Source organism: Paenibacillus sp. J31P13 (assembly GCF_056269295.1).
In genome coordinates, this window is record NZ_JBWDNR010000008.1 from 248,047 (window position 1) to 267,605 (window position 19,559).

11 protein-coding genes are annotated in these 19,559 nt (G+C 42.4%); 8 read left to right on the forward strand and 3 right to left on the reverse strand.

Annotation, left to right across the window (positions count from 1 at the left end):
* Window positions 1-13 precede the first annotated feature (13 nt).
* The 3 genes from AC0YOD_RS23370 (at window position 14) to AC0YOD_RS23380 (ending at window position 9,085) form a co-directional block, all read left to right on the forward strand.
* The gene (locus tag AC0YOD_RS23370; protein WP_475801738.1) at window positions 14-1,264 is read left to right on the forward strand and encodes an MFS transporter; all 1,251 of its coding nucleotides are present in this window, start codon (window positions 14-16) and stop codon (window positions 1,262-1,264) included.
* A 331-nt stretch (window positions 1,265-1,595) separates the two neighbouring features.
* Window positions 1,596-2,576, forward strand: a complete 981-nt coding sequence (locus AC0YOD_RS23375) for an S-layer homology domain-containing protein (RefSeq protein ID WP_475801739.1) — start codon at window positions 1,596-1,598, stop codon at window positions 2,574-2,576.
* A gap of 14 nt (window positions 2,577-2,590) precedes the next feature.
* Window positions 2,591-9,085, forward strand: coding sequence for an Athe_2463 domain-containing protein (locus AC0YOD_RS23380; protein ID WP_475801757.1), 6,495 nt, complete (start codon window positions 2,591-2,593; stop codon window positions 9,083-9,085).
* A 51-nt stretch (window positions 9,086-9,136) separates the two neighbouring features.
* On the opposite strand, the gene AC0YOD_RS23385 is transcribed toward AC0YOD_RS23380, so the two are convergent.
* Window positions 9,137-10,291, reverse strand: coding sequence for an ROK family protein (locus AC0YOD_RS23385; protein ID WP_475801758.1), 1,155 nt, complete (start codon window positions 10,289-10,291; stop codon window positions 9,137-9,139).
* Between the two features lie 238 nt (window positions 10,292-10,529).
* Here AC0YOD_RS23385 and xylA point away from each other — a divergent pair, with 238 nt between their 5' ends.
* Window positions 10,530-11,843 carry a xylose isomerase gene (xylA, locus tag AC0YOD_RS23390; RefSeq protein ID WP_475801740.1) on the forward strand — a complete coding sequence of 438 codons (1,314 nt, stop codon included), beginning with the start codon at window positions 10,530-10,532 and terminating at the stop codon, window positions 11,841-11,843.
* Between the two features lie 20 nt (window positions 11,844-11,863).
* Window positions 11,864-13,360: a xylulokinase gene (gene xylB, locus AC0YOD_RS23395; RefSeq protein ID WP_475801741.1), complete on the forward strand. Its 1,497-nt coding sequence runs from the start codon at window positions 11,864-11,866 to the stop codon at window positions 13,358-13,360.
* Between the two features lie 90 nt (window positions 13,361-13,450).
* Here xylB and AC0YOD_RS23400 read toward each other — a convergent pair whose 3' ends face one another.
* Window positions 13,451-14,356 carry a helix-turn-helix domain-containing protein gene (locus tag AC0YOD_RS23400; protein ID WP_475801742.1) on the reverse strand — a complete coding sequence of 302 codons (906 nt, stop codon included), beginning with the start codon at window positions 14,354-14,356 and terminating at the stop codon, window positions 13,451-13,453.
* Window positions 14,357-14,535: 179 nt separating this feature from the next.
* Between AC0YOD_RS23400 and AC0YOD_RS23405 the strand changes: the two genes are divergently transcribed.
* Window positions 14,536-14,946 carry a hypothetical protein gene (locus AC0YOD_RS23405; protein WP_475801743.1) on the forward strand — a complete coding sequence of 137 codons (411 nt, stop codon included), beginning with the start codon at window positions 14,536-14,538 and terminating at the stop codon, window positions 14,944-14,946.
* 71 nt (window positions 14,947-15,017) lie between these two features.
* On the opposite strand, the gene AC0YOD_RS23410 is transcribed toward AC0YOD_RS23405, so the two are convergent.
* Window positions 15,018-16,271, reverse strand: a complete 1,254-nt coding sequence (locus AC0YOD_RS23410; RefSeq protein WP_475801744.1) for a BaiN/RdsA family NAD(P)/FAD-dependent oxidoreductase — start codon at window positions 16,269-16,271, stop codon at window positions 15,018-15,020.
* Window positions 16,272-16,335: 64 nt separating this feature from the next.
* On the opposite strand from AC0YOD_RS23410, the gene AC0YOD_RS23415 reads away from it, so the two are divergent.
* Both AC0YOD_RS23415 and AC0YOD_RS23420 read left to right on the forward strand, forming a co-directional pair.
* On the forward strand, window positions 16,336-17,172 hold the full coding sequence (locus AC0YOD_RS23415; RefSeq protein WP_475801745.1) for a lysophospholipase: 837 nt from the start codon (window positions 16,336-16,338) through the stop codon (window positions 17,170-17,172).
* A 124-nt stretch (window positions 17,173-17,296) separates the two neighbouring features.
* The gene (locus AC0YOD_RS23420) at window positions 17,297-18,994 is read left to right on the forward strand and encodes an ATP-binding protein (protein WP_475801746.1); all 1,698 of its coding nucleotides are present in this window, start codon (window positions 17,297-17,299) and stop codon (window positions 18,992-18,994) included.
* Window positions 18,995-19,559: the final 565 nt, after the last annotated feature.

The following is a 19,559-nucleotide window of genomic DNA, read 5'->3' on the forward strand; positions in this document are numbered from 1 at the left end:
AGTGTCGACTTACATGTCTACAGCGGCGGTAAACGGAGCGGGAGAAAGCTTGTTCCGAAATAAGTTTTTTCAAACGATTTTATTTTCTAACGTTTTGCTTCAAATCGGAATTTGGGTACGTAACTTTGCTATTCTGATGTATGTGACAGATAAAACGAACGCAGATTCGTTTGCGATTAGCTTAATGGGTTTTGTTGAGTTTTTGCCGATATTCGTTTTTTCGTTTATTGGAGGAACGTTTGCAGATCGATGGAAGCCTAGACTGACCATGATATGGTGTGACTTCTTATCCGCCATATCCGTGTTTATCGTGTTGTTTACGCTTCTATACGGTTCATGGCATATGGTGTATTTCGCCACATTCGTATCTGCGATATTATCACAATTCTCACAGCCTTCAGCAATGAAGCTGTTTAAGCAGCACATTCCAGCAGAGCAGCTGCAGTCGGCAATGGCGATGTTCCAATCATTAATGGCTATTTTCATGGTGCTGGGACCGTCATTGGGTGTTATTTCGTATCAAAAATTTGGTATCGAGGTTTCCATTGGCGTCATGGGTGTAGCATTCCTATTGTCTGCCGTTGTATTGTTCCGCATCCCGCCTGACCGTGCTGTGGAGCGCAAGGAAACAGTGAAGGGGCAGTTTAAGAAGGATCTTACAGATGGACTTAAGTACGTATGGCGGAGTCCGGTACTTCGTTCGCTTGGTGGAACGTTCGCGCTTGCTGGTACGGCGGTTGGCGTTTCTCAGGCACTTGGCTTGTTTATTGTACTGGAGCGCCTGGAGCAGCCTAAGGAGTTTTTGCAGTATTTGCTAATGGTGAATGGAGTAGCGATGCTTATCGGCGGTGGAGCCGTTATGGTTCTTGCCAAAAAAATACCTCCGCAAAAGCTGCTGGCACTCGGCATTCTGATAAGCTCCATATGTATGGCGGGGATCGGTTTATCAACTAATGTCACACTTACGCTTGTACTCCAGTTTTTGAATGGGCTTGGATTTCCGCTTATTCAAATTGGTATAAGCACTATGATTCTGAAATGGTCGGATGATGAATTTATTGGGCGAGTAAATGGAGTTCTGACTCCTATGTTCATGGGCATGATGGTCATTATGACGCTTGTAGCGGGCAAACTAAAACAAATGCTTCCTCTTGTAGGCATTTACTGTGCAGCAGGTATCGTTATGTTTTTAGGTATGCTGCTCCTTGTTCCACTGTTTAGTCATAAGCCTCTTGAGAAAAAAGTTGAAGCTGCACAGAGTTAAATATCTGGATTATATTGACATAACAGGTTGGTGTAAAGTAACATTTAGGTAATTGATGAAAAGTATAGCGAAGCACGCTTATACCCTCTAACGGGGGAGAAGCGTGCTTTTTTTGTTTGCCTGACACAGCTTATTGGGGAATAGGATGTGCTTTGGGATTAGAGGGTTTTGTCGAATAACAACGTTTAATGGATATGGAAAGGATGAGAAAAGAAGGAAAAAGAGCTGACGAGCATGAATTAGTATGAAGTTCCTGTAAAAAATTAGCATACAAACGAAAATCAGGGTCGTTAGATAAAGGGTAAAAAAACAAAAAGAGGAGTCGATTTCAATGAAAAAAACAATGAAAAATATGATGATAATCGTAATCGCGTTTACTATAGTGGCAACAGCTCAGATTGTTTCGGCAGCAGCTGCATTTACAGATACCAAAACTCACTGGGCAAAAACAGAGATTGACACTGCTGTAAATCAGGGCTGGATAAACGGATATGATCTCAAAACCTTTAAGCCGAATGCGAATATGACTCGGGCAGAGTTTTTGAAATCTCTCGTTTCCGCTCTGAAATTAAAAGTAGAAGATACGGATACACCTTTTACAGATGATATAGGTTGGTTTCGTGCATATTTGGCAACTGGATTGAAGCAATCGATTATTAAAGTGGAGGACTATGTAGAAAACACATTCGAACCCAATCGTATGATTACACGCGAAGAAATTGCTCGTATGACCATCCGTGCGCTGGGTAAGGATGCAGAGGGTGCGAAATCCGGTTACTTAGCGGTAGCGAAGAAACTAGAGATCATGAAGGGCTATCCCGATGGATCAATGGGTGGCGAGAAGAACGCAACTCGTGCTGAGGCAGTTGTGATGGTAACGAATACGTTGACGGCGAAGAATGGTAAGCCGGTGGCTTATCCGAAGACGAAGGAGCAATTGGATACTTTAGTACAGTCATTGCCTAGTTTTAAAGGGATCACAATTTATGGTCGAAATCAAATTCTACTTGTAAATTCAAAGGGAACTGATACAGCGGGAGATGCTACTTTGCGTCTTGAATATGTCCCTGATCTTAAAGTTACAACAATAAACATTTTTGAACCAACAACAGAAAATAAAGCAATGGTAAAAGATTTATTGAAAATATACTATCCAAAATCATTCGAAAAAGCTTATGCAAACTACATTAAAGTAACAGGGTTAGATTCTAGTGATAGTGGAAGTAATATAACAACAAAATACGATGGTCGAACATTTGATACTTATAAAGGAAATGGAAATAAAACGGTTGTCATTTGGATTGGGGAGTGAATTTTTTGAGTAAGATGTTTAAAAAAAATATCTTTCTAGCTATCACAATAATCCTCTTCTTAACTTCAATTCCCTTTCAAGCAAGAGTTGACGCAGCTGGTAAAGCAGATTGTCTAATCCCAGGGAACTATTCAGCTGAAGAAATAGCAAAAGCGCAAAAATATATAAAACAATTGGGTATACCGCAGTCCAGTGGAGGTAAAAGCATAAACATAGGTTATTTGTTAAATAAATGTGGACTAGATCAAGTTGCTGTTGTATATGGATCTCCTAAAGATTTCTCTTCAACGGCTAACGACTACGATCAGGGCCAATGGCGTTATCTAGGATGGGACTTGGAAGGAAATATATATAGAAACTGGATGTTTCGGAGTGATTCAAGAGCGACATTACATGTAGCTAAAAATTGGGTTAAAACACATTGGAATACTGCTATAGGAAAAAGTAAAAATATTGCTTTAACTTCATATTCGAATGATGAAGATCTAGCAGCAAGTTATCTAAAAGATATAACAGATCCGTATAAAGAATCAAAAACATTTCTCCAAAGCTATAACAAACGTAAAGGAACAAACTGGACAGGCTATGACCTTCTAGACTATGCCATTATTCAGCAGCCTCGTACCACCTTTAGTCCCGGAGTTGTTCAAATGTGGAACATTTGGCAACCCGACGGATCATGGTGGTACGAGATGTTTGTTATCCCCCCTGATATTCCGAAATTTAAGGAAGAACCCGATCTCTATATTGAAACAATTGTCGCCCCCGCGGATGCTTGGGTAGGTGATTACGTACCAGTTAAGATTACTTCGAAAAACCAAGGCGAAACAAACAGCGGTGCTTTCACAGTTGGCATTGTTGGAACGAGTATAAAATCAGAAGTCATTTCAAATGTACCGCCAGGTCAAATCAAAACCATAGTAGTCAATGTATCTTCTACTACTAGCGGTATTAAGGGCTTCACGGCGAAGACGGATTTTGGAGAAGCAGTAGCCGAATCAAACGAGATGAACAATACAAAAGATTTCAAAATTGCATTTAACAAAAAGAATGAACCAACTACCCCAGTCGCCATCATAAGCCATATAGAAGGCGATCATCGTACGGAACCTGAAGTCACGATTAAACCCTCAGCAGATCCCAAGCTTGATGATATACTCTCCTATTCCCCAGGAAAAGAACCAATCACCATTCGTGAATGGAAATACAAAACACCCTCCGGAACTACCATTCAAAAGAAGCCAGTAGCTAAAGATTTCATTAATGAAGGAAAATATGTTATTGAATTGAGAGTCACGAACGGCGCGAATAAGATATCGGAATGGGTACAACTCATCGTAAACGTTGCTGATAAGGCAACACCTCATCCAAGTGCTACACCATCACCAACTCCCGAGCCGACTCCAACACCGAGACCGCAATTAAAAGCTTCGGTTCGATTTGTTCCAGACACCATTATTGCTGGAGAAAAGTCTTCACTTTTGAATAGCTCAATTGGATTTGATTCATTCGAATGGACGTTCACATCCAATCTAGATCCGCTCATACCTAATAAGAATGAGTTAGAGTATTACGATCGTACATTTACGCAACCAGGTACGTATCGAGCTACTTTTAAGGCGATGGATGACACTGGTTATGATACTTCAATGGCAGTGTTGAACGTCATTGATCCGAAGCCTGTTGCAGTTGTGGCAGGAGCAACGAAAGTAACGGAAGGAAGAGCATTTCCTTTTCCTTATCACTTGAACAATTCCTTTACACCATTAGCGGGTCGTGGAGTAACCATTGACCACAGTAAATCAGAAAAAAGATATAAAAAAGTTGGTGAAATAGAATATATCAATGGTTTCCCTACCGTTAACAATTTGAAGCTAGGTCAGTATATCCTTGAAGGAAAAGTATATGATACAACTGGTCGAGTCAGTGAGTGGGCAGATCTTCTTTTAGAAGTCGTGCCGGATCTACCGCCAACTGTAGAAATAACCGCACCGGCTGAAACATACCGAACTAATGGATTCATGCTTTATTTAGAAGCTGATAGTCCTGATTATGACGTATTGGAGCATTTAGTGCTGCAGGAGCGGTATGATCGTAATGGAAACGGTGATTTTGAAGAGGAGGCATGGAAAACCATTTATGATGGAGCTTACAAAACAACTCATTCTTTAAACTATACAACAGTAGGAAAAAGGCAGTATCGAGCTACCGTTACGGAAAACTACGGTAAACAAGGCACATCATCTATAGCGATTACGGATGTACTGAATTATGCGCCTACCGTAAACTTAAACGCATTCGGAACGACTCAGCAGCCCGGACAGGGAGAGGATAGTGGTCCACCAGTAACCAACTATACAGCCCAATCCATATACCGATCTTGGGTATATAAGAAGCCATATGTTGGCGGCGATGGGGATAAGCTTGCATGGAAAGCAGATACGACTTCTATAAGTACAAAAATCGGGCAGAAAGTTAACTTTAATATGAAATATCCCGATGCAGGTTTGGGATTAAATTCTAGGAATAAGTATACGCTTGCTTCAGATCTAGTCCTTAAACCCAAATGGGTCATTCAACCGGTAAGATCAGATGGGCAGTATGATCAAAATTATGGGTTAGCAGCTGAGATTATATTTGAAGGAAAAAGAGTTTATACGTATCGAAATGCTGAATCTATCTTAACTCCGAGTGGTGACTGTTGTATTTCAAGAGACACTTTTATGGCAAGGGATGCCATTACAGGGGAACTTCTAAGACCAGCGTTTGATCTCAGATCTATTGTTGGCTATGATCCAACCATAGAACTGAAGGAAGACGAGAGATTTTACAGTTACAATAGATATTTTTCAAATACATCAGCTGTAATTGATGTGTTTGACGGTTATGGGAAGCCTGTTGATGCTATTCAATTCAATATCCCACAAAAAACGGATTGGACTTCTATTATTAGCGAGCTAAAATTAACACCCGATTTCAAATCTTTCATATTGTCCGTAAATTATGTCTCAAGAAGTAGTAGTGATCAGCATATTGATTATCTTAAATACAATTTTGAATCAAGAAATATTGAATGGGTAGCAAATGCTTCGTCTAGTTATCCTCGAAACACGCAATATGATCAAAAATTTTCGTTTGCATCAGACGGAACGATTTATATTGGTGGACTAGTAGTAACTAAAATATCACCTAACGGAGCTAGGGTCGATTCTCCTTTGGTAAATGGAAATGCCGAGGGATCATATGTATCCATGAGTGACGATGGACAATACCTGTATAGAATGAACAACTTAACTAAAGATTCTAATGATACTAGAACGGACATATTCACGACTTATAGATCAAGTGATTTAAGTATTGTTAATCAATATTCATCATTCGAGTCGTATGACATCGGTTATGGTTATCATGATTCCTACTCTAAATACAATCCAGTAGTAAAAGCAGATGGGAATATTGCAATAACTCAACGCTCTACGCTCTATCTTTTCTCAAAAACAGGGACACTTTTGTTGAAATCTCAATTATTTCCTGATGTTTCTATGATGGTTTATTCAAATCTCAACTTTCAACCATTTTTGCTGAATAACGGAGATTTGTTTTCAGTAGTAAGAAGGGCGAATAGGGGTTTCAGTATATCGCTTCTGAACATCAGTAAAGGTAACTATAATGATGTTCAGAGTAACGCAGACGGAAGTAGATGGGCAGGCACATTGACTCCAGTGTTGCCTAACGGTTCTTTTTTCGGCTTAGATAATCATAGTTACCCGCATAGCATTATAGCGTTCGTATCTACATCGGGGAAAATGAATCTGCAAGATATTGATGCAAATACGGTAGGAATCTTTGATGATGATTGGGGCGGTTTGGTCTACGAGGCAACGAGCATTATGAAGAACTACGCGTTTGAATTTAATGTCAGCGTAAATGATGCCAAGAACGATAAACCAATCGGAGCGGGATTTAATATTCAAAACGAGAAAAGTCTGAATGCAATTGAATGGACAAAGGATACGCTAACACTCTATAAAGTAGTCAACGGAGCGAAAACGTCCTTAAAGTCAATTCCTCTTGCAAGGTCGGCATATGTAACCTATCCAGTAAAAGTAGAATCCATTAATGGCGTACTTTCTGTATACATCAATCATGCAAAAGTTATTGAAGTAGCGGATGCAACATATACAAAAGGCGCAGCTGGTATTATGTCGCTTGGCCAATCATCAGCCTCATTCTCGAATGTGAAGAAGACGAACTTTGGAGACACGTATACACAACAAACCTATGATTCTGTACTGGTCAACGATCCTATCTTCTATGAGAAGCTTTTTAGCGACATAGAAAATGATCCGATGGGGATCGAGGAATGGAGCTATAGCCATAATCCAAACTTCTTTGAAAATCCAGAAGGATTGAGCATTCATAATGGAATGACCTACGACAGCACGATCAATGCTCTTGAAAAACCAGGGGTGTATGAGATCACTTTCAGAGCCAAAGACAATCCAGGTTTATCAGCTTATAGCAAATGGTCGGAGCCAGTGAAAAAACTGCTCTATGTCCATCGCAGACCTATTGCTCAGCCAGATGTACGATTTACAGGGAAAGTATTTGCAGAAGGCGAAGCGCTAGATTATGACACCTATGATACGTCCTACGATCCAGACATTGCTCATATTCTATCGGACAAGTTGTTCCGAACACGTTGGGCAGATGAAAGCACATGGACACCAGGGAAGAGAGCGTACTATAATCGCCCTGGCGTAGAACTGATCGTACAAGAGCAAGTAAGAGACATTCACGGTGCTTGGTCGTATTGGGGGCAGACGATTGTCTACAAAGAAGCGATACCTGCTGTAAACCAAACGAAGCCTGTCATGACGATAACTTCCCCTGCAGGACTAACAGCTGCAGCACCTTCGGTTCTTGTTAAAGAGCCTACTATAAAATGGACGTATTACGATAAAGAAAATGATCCACAAGAAGGTTATCGACTGACGCTTACGTATGTAGATAACAATGAAACGGCCTTATACATTGAGCATGAGGGTAACACACTAACCTATCCAATGTTTGCGGAGAGCATTGTTCCTGGTCGCGTTGTAAAAGTTCAGGGTCAAGTCTACTCTACAGGCGTATGGTCGGATCTAAGTAACATCCGATATTTTGTATTAGACTTACCGCCAGAGACATTTTTACTATCATTTAACAGTCCAGATGCAGCTAATCCTATCTTTACGAATAGTAATCGACCTCAGCTGCGTGTCTTTACGGTAGATCCGGAAAATCATCCAATAACCGCAATTGATTATGAGGTTTACTTAGCATCTACCGGCGCGAAAGTCGTGGATACCAACTCTTTAACGGCTGCAACGAGCTACACGCCGCCGGTACTTGCAGAAGGTCTGCATTACTGGAAAGCACGAGCTTACGACAGTTACTTATGGGGCTCTTATTCGACCAATGGTTTCTTTTTCGTAGATACGGTAAAACCTGCTGATGTTGATGAGAGATTAGAGGTGGAACCAACAGCTGTAACCGTGAAATTCAATGCTTTTAGCGATGCTGAGCCTTCTTCGGGGCATGCAACGAGAACGTTTTATTTGCAGAAAGTGAATGCGAATGGCAGCGTAACGAATATTGATTTGAACGGTGATGGTACAACAGAGTACAGTATACCGCTTGCGCTTCATGCAAAGTCATATCGAGTAGCTGGATTAGCTGCAGGGCAGGAATACCGCCTAACGGTTCTTGATTATGATGTTGCTGGAAATGAAGGTCACTATGCTTATATTCATTTTGTAACGAATCGTCCTCCAACAGGTGACTTTGATTGGTCACCGAAACCGGTTTATGAAGGGGATGCCGTTAAATTCCGTTCGGAAGTGGATGATCCGGATGGAAATAATCTCGACATCACCTTTGAATTAATAAATCCATCGGGACAGAAGAGTCAGTTCTCTTATCGAATGAATGGACCAGTCTACCCACAATTAGGTCCTTTACTACAAATGAAAGCAGTGGGAACTTGGACTGTAAAAATGACAGTGAGTGACGGCATAGCGCCCCCTGTTATAGTAAACAAGACTGTTCAAGTATTGCCTCTTCATGTTGCAGGCTATGTGAAGCATACGGAGCAATGGGATCAGCATCGCATGCAATATAACATCAAAAAAACTGGGAATAAGGATTCACCGCGAACGTATTCCGTCTTCTGGGCAGGTGAGAAATTTATACTTGAGGCGAATACAACGGTTACAGGCACCGCCACGAAGACAGAGCGTGTAGAGGTGAAACTGGGCTCCTACTCGGCATCATTAGCCACAAAGAATTCAACAGGAACGTTTTGGAATGGTGAACTATGGGATGCTGCTTTTGATAAATTAGGGGATGGAAAGCAGATATTCTCGTTTACCGCTTATTATAATAATGGAACGGAAAAGACAGATACGGTAGAAATAAGCATTGAGGGACAGACACTAAATATCGTTGGCGTTCATCGGGTGCAATAGGATAGGAATGAGGCTAGCCATTAAGAAAGGTTTAGCCTCATTTTTTCTATATTAGCTCTTGATCTTGGAGAAAAACTTGCTGATTGCATAATGTGCTGCACCGCGAACAGCGGATTGATCTTGAAGCTCGGCGAACAGAATATGCATTTTCTCTCTATGGTAGGACAAGGTGCGTTGATCCACTGCAGCCTGTATAGCAGGTTGCAGCCATTCCGCTGCTCTGCTCATACGATTGCCGATGATCACGACGTCGGGATTGAATACATTGACGATGTTAGCGATACCGGCTCCTAGATAATCGCCTATAGAACGGATAAGCTCACGGACTTTCTCGTCTCCATCAGCAGCAGCGAGCAGTAGATCATCTAGGTTATCGAAGCCAAGGAGAGTGGCTCGTTCCAGAAGTGCATTCTCTGATGCATAAAGCTCCCAGCAGCCGCGATTGCCGCAGCTGCAGGGCTTGCCGTCATACTCAATGGATAAATGTCCAAGCTCGCCAGAGAAGCCAGAGGCTCCTTTGTATAAATGTTTATCCAAAATAATCCCGGTTCCGATACCGATCCCAACGCTAACGTAAATTTGATTGCGTATGCCTCTGCCTGCGCCGTATTTTTGCTCGCCTTGCGCGCCTGCGTTCGCTTCATTGTCGATCGTGACGGGCAGATTAAAGCGTTCCTCCAGCTGTTTCTGAAGCTCTACTTGACGCCATTTTAAGTTTGGTGCGAACAATATGGTGCCATGAGCATCGACGATGCCTGGGACGCCGACACCGATACCGACAATGCCGTATGGACTTTCTGGAGCCTTGCTGATAAGCATTTCAATACATTCGGCAAGCTGATTGATTGCGAATTCTGCATCATGCTGCTTTAGTGCACGCTGCTGCTCGTCAATGACATTTCCCTCTAAGTCAACAAGTGAGCCTCGAATATAATTTACGCCAAGATCAATACCTACAGCGTATCCAGCGGTTCCGTTGAAAAGTAAAATAACTGGCTTTCTGCCGCCGCTGGATTGACCAGGACCACTCTCTATAACAAGGTGGCTGTCAATCAAGTCTTGAACAAGACTGGAGACCGTCGCTTTGTTGAGGCCTGTCAGCTCTGAGATTTGAGCCCGTGAGAGCGGTGCATACTTGAGTACCGCGTCAAGCACAATGGATGTATTCATTTTTTTTATGAGCGCTAAGTCTCCTGTTGGTTTCATTTTCAAGAAAGAAAGCCTCCGTCCGAATGACAATAACTATCATTGTATCATGAATTCTCGTATATACATTCTGTTTGAATCGCATACTTTAAATTGCAATTGACTCAGCAAAAGGTCTATAGCTAGTTTAACATAAAAACTTAGTTTGTTTAATAGACAAACTAAGTATGCTCGTGTTATTCTTGAGGTGAGCGTTTTCAAAAAAATATCGAATTCCGTGAAGGAGGATTTAATTTTTATGAGCTATTTCAAAAATATTAATACAATCCAGTTTGAAGGTAAGGGCTCGGATAATCCGCTGGCATTCAAACATTATGATCCTAAACAAGTTATTCTAGGCAAAACAATGGAAGAGCATCTTCGCTTCGCTGTTGCTTACTGGCATACTTTTAACGCTAATGGTACAGACCCTTTCGGTTCCGCTACAATGGTTCGCGGTTGGGATCAATATAACGGCCTTGACCGTGCGAAAGCTCGCGTTGAAGCTAACTTCGAATTCATGAATAAACTAAATATTCCTTTCTATGCATTCCATGATGTGGATATTGCACCAGAAGGCGAAACATTGCAAGAAACAAACAAAAACCTTGATGTTATCGTTGCTATGTTGAAAGACAACATGAAGTCTTCCGGCAAAAAATTGCTTTGGAACACCGTTAACATGTTCTCAAACCCACGCTTCGTTCACGGCGCAGGTACAACTTGTAACGCAGACGTATACGCATATGCAGGCGCACAATTGAAAAAAGGTCTTGAGGTTGGTAAAGAGCTAGGCGCAGAAAACTATGTATTCTGGGGCGGCCGTGAAGGTTATGAGACGCTTCTTAATACAGATATGGGCTTCGAGCTTGATAACCTTGCTCGTCTATATCACATGGCTATCGCTTACGCGAACGAAATCGGCTTCGATGCTCAATTCCTGATCGAGCCAAAACCAAAAGAGCCTACTAAACACCAATATGACTACGATGCTGCTACTACGATTTCATTCTTGCAAAAATACGGTTTGAAAGATCACTTCAAGCTTAATCTTGAAGCGAACCATGCAACACTTGCAGGCCATACTTTCGAGCACGAGATTCGTACAGCTGCAATCAACGGGATGCTTGGATCGCTTGATGCGAACCAAGGCGACTTGCTTCTTGGCTGGGATACAGATGAATTCCCAACTGATCTTTACTCCACAACACTAACGATGTTCGAAGTATTGAAAGCTGGCGGTATCGGCCGCGGCGGCGTTAACTTCGATGCTAAGGTTCGTCGTGGCTCATTCGAAGCTGATGATTTATTCCTAGCTCACATTGCTGGTATGGATAGCTTCGCTTGGGGTCTCAAAGCAGCTGCTAAACTGACTGAAGAGAAAATTTTGGACAACATTGTGGATAATCGTTACCGCAGCTTTAAAGAAGGCATTGGCGCTGAAATCGTGTCCGGCAAAGCGACGCTTGCATCACTTGAGCAATATGCGCTTCAAAACAAAGAGATCAAAAACGAATCAGGTCGTCAAGAGCGTATCCGCTTAATCCTGAGCGAAGTTATTTTTAGCGTTTAAGTCGGGAGGACCTCTGGCATATGAGTTACGTTATTGGTGTAGATTTGGGGACGAGTGCAGTAAAAGTACTGCTCGTTGACCGTGAAGGTACGGTAGCTGCAGAAGCGACACGCAGCTACCCGCTTTTCCATGAGCATTCTGGCTGGAGTGAGCAGCGTTCAGATGATTGGGTAGATGCAACGGTTGAAGCGCTGCGTGAGCTGACTTCATCTGCGGGCATTGCAGCGAATGCAATCGAAGGCATTAGCTTCTCTGGACAAATGCACGGCCTAGTGCTGTTGGATGAAGAAGGAAATCCGGTTCGCAATGCTATTTTGTGGAATGATACGCGTACGACGGAGCAATGTCGCGAGATTGAGCGTACACTCGGAGACAAACTGCTATCCGTTACTCGCAATCCTGCTCTGGAAGGCTTTACGTTGCCTAAGATCCTTTGGGTACGCCAATATGAGCCTGACACTTTTGCAAAAGCTAAGCTATTTCTTTTGCCGAAGGATTATCTGCGCTACCGTCTAACAGGCGAGTTGCATATGGATTATTCCGATGCAGCAGGTACGCTACTTCTTGATGTTGGCGGAAAAGAATGGAGCAGCGAAGTGCTAGAAGCTTTCGAGCTTCCTGCCAGCTTCTGTCCACCGCTTGTAGAATCGCATGAGCTTGTAGGTACGTTGCTGCCTCAGTATGCGGAATCTACAGGGCTGTCCGTGAATACAAAAATTTTCGCAGGCGGTGCAGATAATGCTTGTGGAGCAATTGGTTCAGGCATATTGTCTGAAGGCTTGACGCTTTGCAGCATTGGTACATCCGGAGTTATTCTCTCTTATGAAGAAGATAGAAAGAAAGATTTCGGGGGCAAGGTTCATTTCTTTAACCATGGTAAAGAGGATTCCTTCTATGCAATGGGCGTTACGCTTGCAGCTGGATATAGCTTGAGCTGGTTCAGGAAAACTTTCGCACCTAATGAATCATTCGATCAATTGCTTGATGGCGTTGGTGCTGTGAAACCAGGTTCAGGCGGTCTGATCTTTACACCTTACCTTGTTGGTGAACGTACACCGCATGCTGATCCAAAGATTCGTGCCAGCTTCATCGGTGTGGATGGATCGCATGAACGGATTCATTTCGCACGTGCGGTAATGGAAGGAATTACTTTCTCATTGAATGAATCGGTTGATATGTTCCGTCAAGCCGGCAAAACGGTAGATACGGTTATTTCAATTGGCGGAGGCGCTCAAAATCCAGTTTGGCTGCAAATGCAGGCTGATATATTTGACGCTAAAGTCGTAGCACTTGAGAATGAGCAGGGTCCTGGTTTAGGTGCAGCGATGCTTGCGGCATATGGTTCAGGCTGGTTTGACAGTCTTGAGTCCTGCGCGGATAAATTCGTTAAGCATGCGGACTCTTATTCACCTCAGCCGGAAGCGGTTGCTGCGTATGAGGGCATTTTCAAAGTGTATCAACAGGTATATGAACAAACTCGCGGCTTGAATGAGGCGCTTGTACCTTATCGCTCTTAAGACTAATCGTAATAAGAAAGACTGTTATTCTCATTTGAGGATAACAGTCTTTTTTTTGCATAATGCAATGAAAAACGTTAGGGAGCGGTGTTAGTGCTTAAAGCTGCTCCAAATGGATTCAGGTCTTACCCCTAGCTCTCCCGCGATTAATTCGGCGGTTAGACGCTGGGGCTTTTTTATTTTACCATTGCGGATTTTAGATATCGTTGTAAGAGAGATGAGCGTGGATTGAGCAAGTGAGGTGACGGAAATGTTTTTGGAGAGCATAAGCATTCTGAGCTTGTAAGAAGGATCCTCTTCTTGGCTGTTCAGATGTAAATTCGTTAATATCAAGACAAAGGATTTGAAACTGCGATTTCCGTTGTAAAAAGGCTGAACAAATGCCTCGGTATTGTAAAAGCGATCGCCAAATTTAAGATGGAAGTCTACAAATTCTGCTGTTCGATTGTTTTTAGCAAACTCCAAAACGCGTTTAAGCTTGCTTTGATCCTGCTCGGCGACAAGGTCTAAGATGGAGTGGTTGATATAAGAGGAGGCAGGTTGTTGAATGGGAGCATAATAATGTTTTAAAGCCATTATGCTGAAGCGTTCATTGAGAATAGTGGAAACCATAATCTTATTATGCGTGATGTATTCATCAATCCATTTTTCCTCTCGTAAATCCTTCAAAATAATCACATACAGCATTTGATCACCTTGCAGCAGCTTACGACAAGACATACGAACATCCGCAGGAGTGGATGCTTTCGTAACGAGCGAACATTCCAGCACGGGGGAGAGGTTTTGCTCATCGGAGAGTTGATTGATAGTATCAAGGAAAGAGATTTCGGTTTCTTGGGTCATGATTAACGTCGACGGATCAAGCTGTATGAGATCGGATTTTTTAAAACCCGAGAAAATGGAAAATGCTTTATTAACATCACGGATAATCCAACGGGATTGATCTAATTCTACGATAAGCATCGGATCGGAAAGCAAATAAAATAAATGATTCATAGCTGACACCCTTCCATCAGTTTGCATATCAAACATATATGTAACTTATTATGTCATAAAAACTAACGCAAATACAAAGTTTTTTTGAGAAAAATGAAATTTTAATAATAATCATTGTTTTACATCTTTTTAGGATAAATTGGCATGCTATATGAAAAGACTTGAGAGGATGATTGCAGTTGTCTAATGATTCAGCATTACTGTTTGATTTCAATGATGCACAAAGCGCGTCACTTGCCTGTGAAACGCTGCGGGAGCTTGGCTATGAGACAGTGCTCCATGATGGAAGCCGCATGCATGTTCATATGGAAGGAAGCGACCTAACGTCTGCGTTAGAAATCGCGCAATCTCATGGAGGGCAGCTTGTAGAGCAAGCTCAAATTGATTCGGAGGCGCTCACGAACAGTGCATATGCGATGGATGTCATCTCTATACCAGCGCATATTGTGAATGAGGACTGGCCGATCGGATATGAACAGTCAGAAGAGGCTGATGGATTACACAACCGTGATGAGGATGGGGTATTTAATGATGATATTTTCGGAGGGAATGAAACCTTTGATCATTTCTCTGCGGATGTGAAAATCTAAAAAATCTAAATATTTCCATAAAAAAGAGACTGCGCAATCGTCCATGACTTTAGCGACAGTCTCTTTTTGTATTAAAGGACAGCGTTTATTCCGGCCGTGTAGCCCGTCGAGAATGCCGCCGTAATATTGTAACCCCCGGTATAGCCGTGAATGTCGAGAATTTCTCCACAGAAGAAGAGTCCCTGCATAAGCTTCGATTCCATCGTTTTAGGATCTATTTCCTTCAAATTAATGCCGCCGCCCGTCACAAAAGCATCTTCTATAGATAGGGTGCCATATACTCTAATTGGGAAATGTTTAATCAGCTTAGCTAAGGTTAGCCAATCCTGCTTGGGAATATTATCAAACGTTAAACCCTCAGATAAACCAGCCTTTTGAAGCAATAAGGGAATCATTTTTTCTGGTAAAAGATTTTTGAGCACATTTTTAATTGCTTTTTTGGGCTCCAGCTCAGTCTGCTTTAGGGTATAACTATAAACTTCGTCACTCTTCATGTCGGGCATTAGATCTATTGCTACTTCGATGTTGCCGGTTCCATATTGCTTCAATGCTTTCACGACGAATTGACTGCAGCGGAGTGCAATGGGACCAGAAATGCCAAAGTGGGTAAAAATCATATCGCCGCGATGGTCAATTATTTTTTTACCTTTCGGATTCCAGACAGATAAAGAAACATCTCTGAGCGATAGTCCTTGCAGCTCTTTGCTAGTAATAAAAGGCTCATTAGAGGTTAATGGAACTTCAGTAGGGAATAGCTCTGTAATGGAGTGGCCTGCCTTCTCAGCCCATGGATAGCCATCTCCTGTGGAACCGGTCTGGGGGACAGACTTACCGCCTGAAGCCACAATTACGCTTTTGCCTAGATAAGTTTCACCTGATTTTAACTTCACTCCTTTAACCGATCCATCGCCGTACATGATATGATCAACAGGAGCGTTCAAAAGAATTTTTACACCTTGCTTCAGCACTTGATTAACGAGAGTGTCTACGACTGTTTTTGCCTTATCGGATACAGGAAACATTCGACCGTTGTCCTCTTCCTTAAGGGCAATGCCGAGGTTCTCGAAGAAGGAAATAATATCTTTATTATTGAAATTGGAAAACGTGCTGTGCAGAAAGCGGCCGTTCCCAGGTATATGCTTGATGAGCTCGTCCAAATCTTTATTATTGGTTACATTGCATCTGCCGCCGCCAGAGATACCCAGCTTGCGTCCCAGTTTATTACCCTTATCGAGTAAGAGTACGCTTGAACCATTTTTGCTTGCGGCTATGCTAGCCATCAACCCGGCGGACCCTCCGCCAATCACTATCGCATCATATTGCATTACGTTCCACCTGCTATTTATTTAGTAAGTATTATCATAACACAAAATGAAAGGCGGTAACCCTATGAAGCGTATGGAGTGGCAATTGAACAGTGTGAAGGAGTCAAAATTGTTCGTTCGTGAATGGATACCGGAAGCGGGAGCTGTAAAAGCAGTCGTATGTATTGTTCATGGGATGGGTGAGCATGGCGATCGCTATAACCATGTCGCTGCTCAAATGACTAATCAGGGCTTTGCGGTCATTGCGCTGGACCAGCATGGACATGGCAGATCCCCAGGCAAACGCGGACACCTGCCCTCACTAGACGCTGCAACAAGGGACGCCTCTCTAATGATAGAGGAAGCTGGCAAAAGGTATACGGATATTCCTATCTTCTTATATGGACACAGTATGGGCGGAAATGTTGCGCTTAACTGTGCTTTACGCTGTAAGCCTCCTATTAAAGGACTTATTCTAACGAGTCCATGGTTGAGGCTCGCTTTTAATCCACACCCTGCCGTAGAATGGTTTGGCCGCAAACTGGCAGGCGTATTCCCGACCATGCATCAATCAACAGGTTTGAAGAATGAGGATCTGTTCCGTCCTGGTTACGAACAAGCAGCGCCTATTGCAGGAGACCCCTTATGCCATACGAAGATAACGCTGCATACCTTTATGGAAATCAGCAATGGCGGAGAGTGGGCGATCTCACACGCGGATGCTCTGCATGTACCTTTGCTGCTGATGCACGGTTCCTCTGATCGGATTACTTCTTTCGAGGCTAGCAGCCAACTAGCTGATCGGTTAGGGGAAAAGTGTGATTGGAAACGGTGGGAAGGTGCTATGCATGAGCTTCATAATGATTTAGAAGGGGAGCAAGCTATTGAGGAAATTATTAAATGGTTAGATCGACAATTGTAAAAAAAGATAGTTTGTGTTTTAATCGGAGTAGCAGCAACTCAAAACCTAATTATACATAATTTAACAAAAATAATATTATAGATTAAGGTGCACTAGGCACACGATTAGGGGGAACCGATCGTCCGTGTTTAAAGAGATACTATTACAATTCATTATATCATTGCTGCCGGTATTCGCCTTTCAGATTTGGTATGATAAGGAATCTGGATGGTTTAAAAACCCTATCTTTATGGATGTTTTTTGTGGTATTACGATAGTGTTATGTACGCTGACTGCACCTAAGTTTCTTGGATTTGAATTGGATTTTTCTCTTATACCCTATATGTTTGCGTCTTTGTATGGGGGTGTGCCTACTCTAGCTCTATTTACAGCTATCTATTTCATTGTGCATTTGCCGTTTCAGCATAGTGTTTGGGAATTCATAAGCTTCATTGTGTTTACAGTCGTTTTTGTGACATTTATTTTTATTGCTATTCGCCCGTTTCAGCAAGCTACCACTGTCGGTAAGAAACAGATTAGTCTGCTTCTTATGAGCATACTCATGCTGTATTTTATTATTACGACAGCGGACTCTATTGTTAAAATGGAAGCGCTTTGGTCTGTCCAGAGTATACTTACGATTATATTAATCCTATCCATATCCTTGGCATCAACCTTTTTATCCATATTTTTACTAGAGAGCGTGAAGGAAAAGCAGCAACTTTATGATGCAGTGAAAAAATTATCGATTAGTTATAGAAGTGAAGTGGAGAAGCTTCAGCAATTTATTGATGAGACTTCCTTTGCTGTCATTATTGTTGATTGTGAAGGCCGAATTACACATAGCAATGAAATGGCTATGAAGATTTTATACTTAAAGAGTGATATATCAGGGCCAAGAAAGCTGATAGGTAAAAACTATTTTGAGGTGTTCCAACCTGGCAATGGCGACGTTTATATCAACCTATTAAGTCAAGCCCTTAAGGGTTCAAGAACATCCTTAGTTCCCTTCGTAAATAACGATAAAATGCTGCTGAAAACGACCTTTTCGCTGCGGAGTACGCCTAATAATCAAACAGTTGGTGCGGCACTTATCGTACAGGATGTTACGGAGCTTACTAAGCTAAGAACTGAAGTTGATCGAATAGAGCGGCTTAGTCTTGTCGGTCAGATGGCGGCTAGTATAACACATGAAATCCGCAATCCTATGGCGGTCATCCGAGGCTTTATTCAACTCATCAAGGAGCGAAGCCCTAACACGCAAGAAGAATATTTCAAAATAGTATTGGATGAGCTGGATCGCGCCAATATGATTATTAGCGACTTCCTATCACTTGCGCAGAACAGAGCCTTAACAATGGAACCCTCTTCGCTTAACACTATAATAAGTGGACTGCTTCCGCTGCTGACCGCGGACGCTAACTTGCGCGGGCAAGTTATAGAGACGGACTTAAGTGAGGACATGCCTCTCTTCATGCTGAATGACAGGGAAATTAAGCAGTTATTTCTTAACCTTGCGCGAAATGGAATGGAAGCAATGGACGATCATGGGGCGCTGCACATTAGCACTCATTGTTGGCAGGATCGAATTGAGCTGAAGATAAAGGACCAAGGCTCTGGCATTCCGCCGGAGAAAATGGAAAGCTTATTTGAACCGTTTTTCACAACAAAAACGAGAGGGACGGGGCTTGGGCTTCCTTTATGTTTAAGTATTGCTGAGCGTCACAACGGCAAGATTGATGTGGAGTCTCAACTAGGCAAAGGTACAACCTTTATTGTAAGCTTTTTCTTCCCACAGGAAGAAGAGACTCTGTTGGAGCAACAGTGGCTTGTGAGCAGCTAACTTATATTTTAATTTTACCTCATACGCCGATAATCCGCGTCAAATGGGCTTAATGTAGGGGCATAGAGCTAAAAACTAGCTCTATTTCTTTATAACCGCTGCAAACGGGGCAAATAGAGCTAAAAACTAGCTGTATTTTACCTCATACGTCGATAATCCGCTCCAAATGAGCCTGAAGCAAGGAAATAGAGCTAGAAACTAGCTCTATTCGCCGGAAAATGATTAAAACGGACCAAATAGAGCTAAAAACTAGCTCTATTTTTCATTGTACGTCGATAATCCGCTCCAAATGAGCCTAAAGCAAGGAAATAGAGCTAGAAACTAGCTCAATTTCCCTGAAAAAGCTGAAAACGGACCAAATAGAGCTAAAAACTAGCTCTAATTCTTGTAACCACTCTAAAAGGAACGAGTGGAGTTAGAAGCTGGCATATTAAAAACGTTTACCAGTAAACCCAACCCAACCCAACCCAACCCAACCCAACCCAACCCAACCCAACCCAACCCAACCCAACCCAACCCAACCCAACCCAACCCAACCCAACCCAACCCAACCCAACCCAACCCA

Bases quoted from the DNA above. Each gene is read 5' to 3' on its own strand.
- AC0YOD_RS23370 (WP_475801738.1), top strand. From the start codon at position 14: ATGTCTACAGCGGCGGTAAACGGAGCGGGAGAAAGCTTGTTCCGAAAT.
- AC0YOD_RS23375 (WP_475801739.1), top strand. From the start codon at position 1,596: ATGAAAAAAACAATGAAAAATATGATGATAATCGTAATCGCGTTTACT.
- AC0YOD_RS23380 (WP_475801757.1), top strand. From the start codon at position 2,591: ATGTTTAAAAAAAATATCTTTCTAGCTATCACAATAATCCTCTTCTTA.
- AC0YOD_RS23385 (WP_475801758.1), bottom strand. From the start codon at position 10,291: ATGAAACCAACAGGAGACTTAGCGCTCATAAAAAAAATGAATACATCC.
- xylA (WP_475801740.1), top strand. From the start codon at position 10,530: ATGAGCTATTTCAAAAATATTAATACAATCCAGTTTGAAGGTAAGGGC.
- xylB (WP_475801741.1), top strand. From the start codon at position 11,864: ATGAGTTACGTTATTGGTGTAGATTTGGGGACGAGTGCAGTAAAAGTA.
- AC0YOD_RS23400 (WP_475801742.1), bottom strand. From the start codon at position 14,356: ATGAATCATTTATTTTATTTGCTTTCCGATCCGATGCTTATCGTAGAA.
- AC0YOD_RS23410 (WP_475801744.1), bottom strand. From the start codon at position 16,271: ATGCAATATGATGCGATAGTGATTGGCGGAGGGTCCGCCGGGTTGATG.
- AC0YOD_RS23415 (WP_475801745.1), top strand. From the start codon at position 16,336: ATGAAGCGTATGGAGTGGCAATTGAACAGTGTGAAGGAGTCAAAATTG.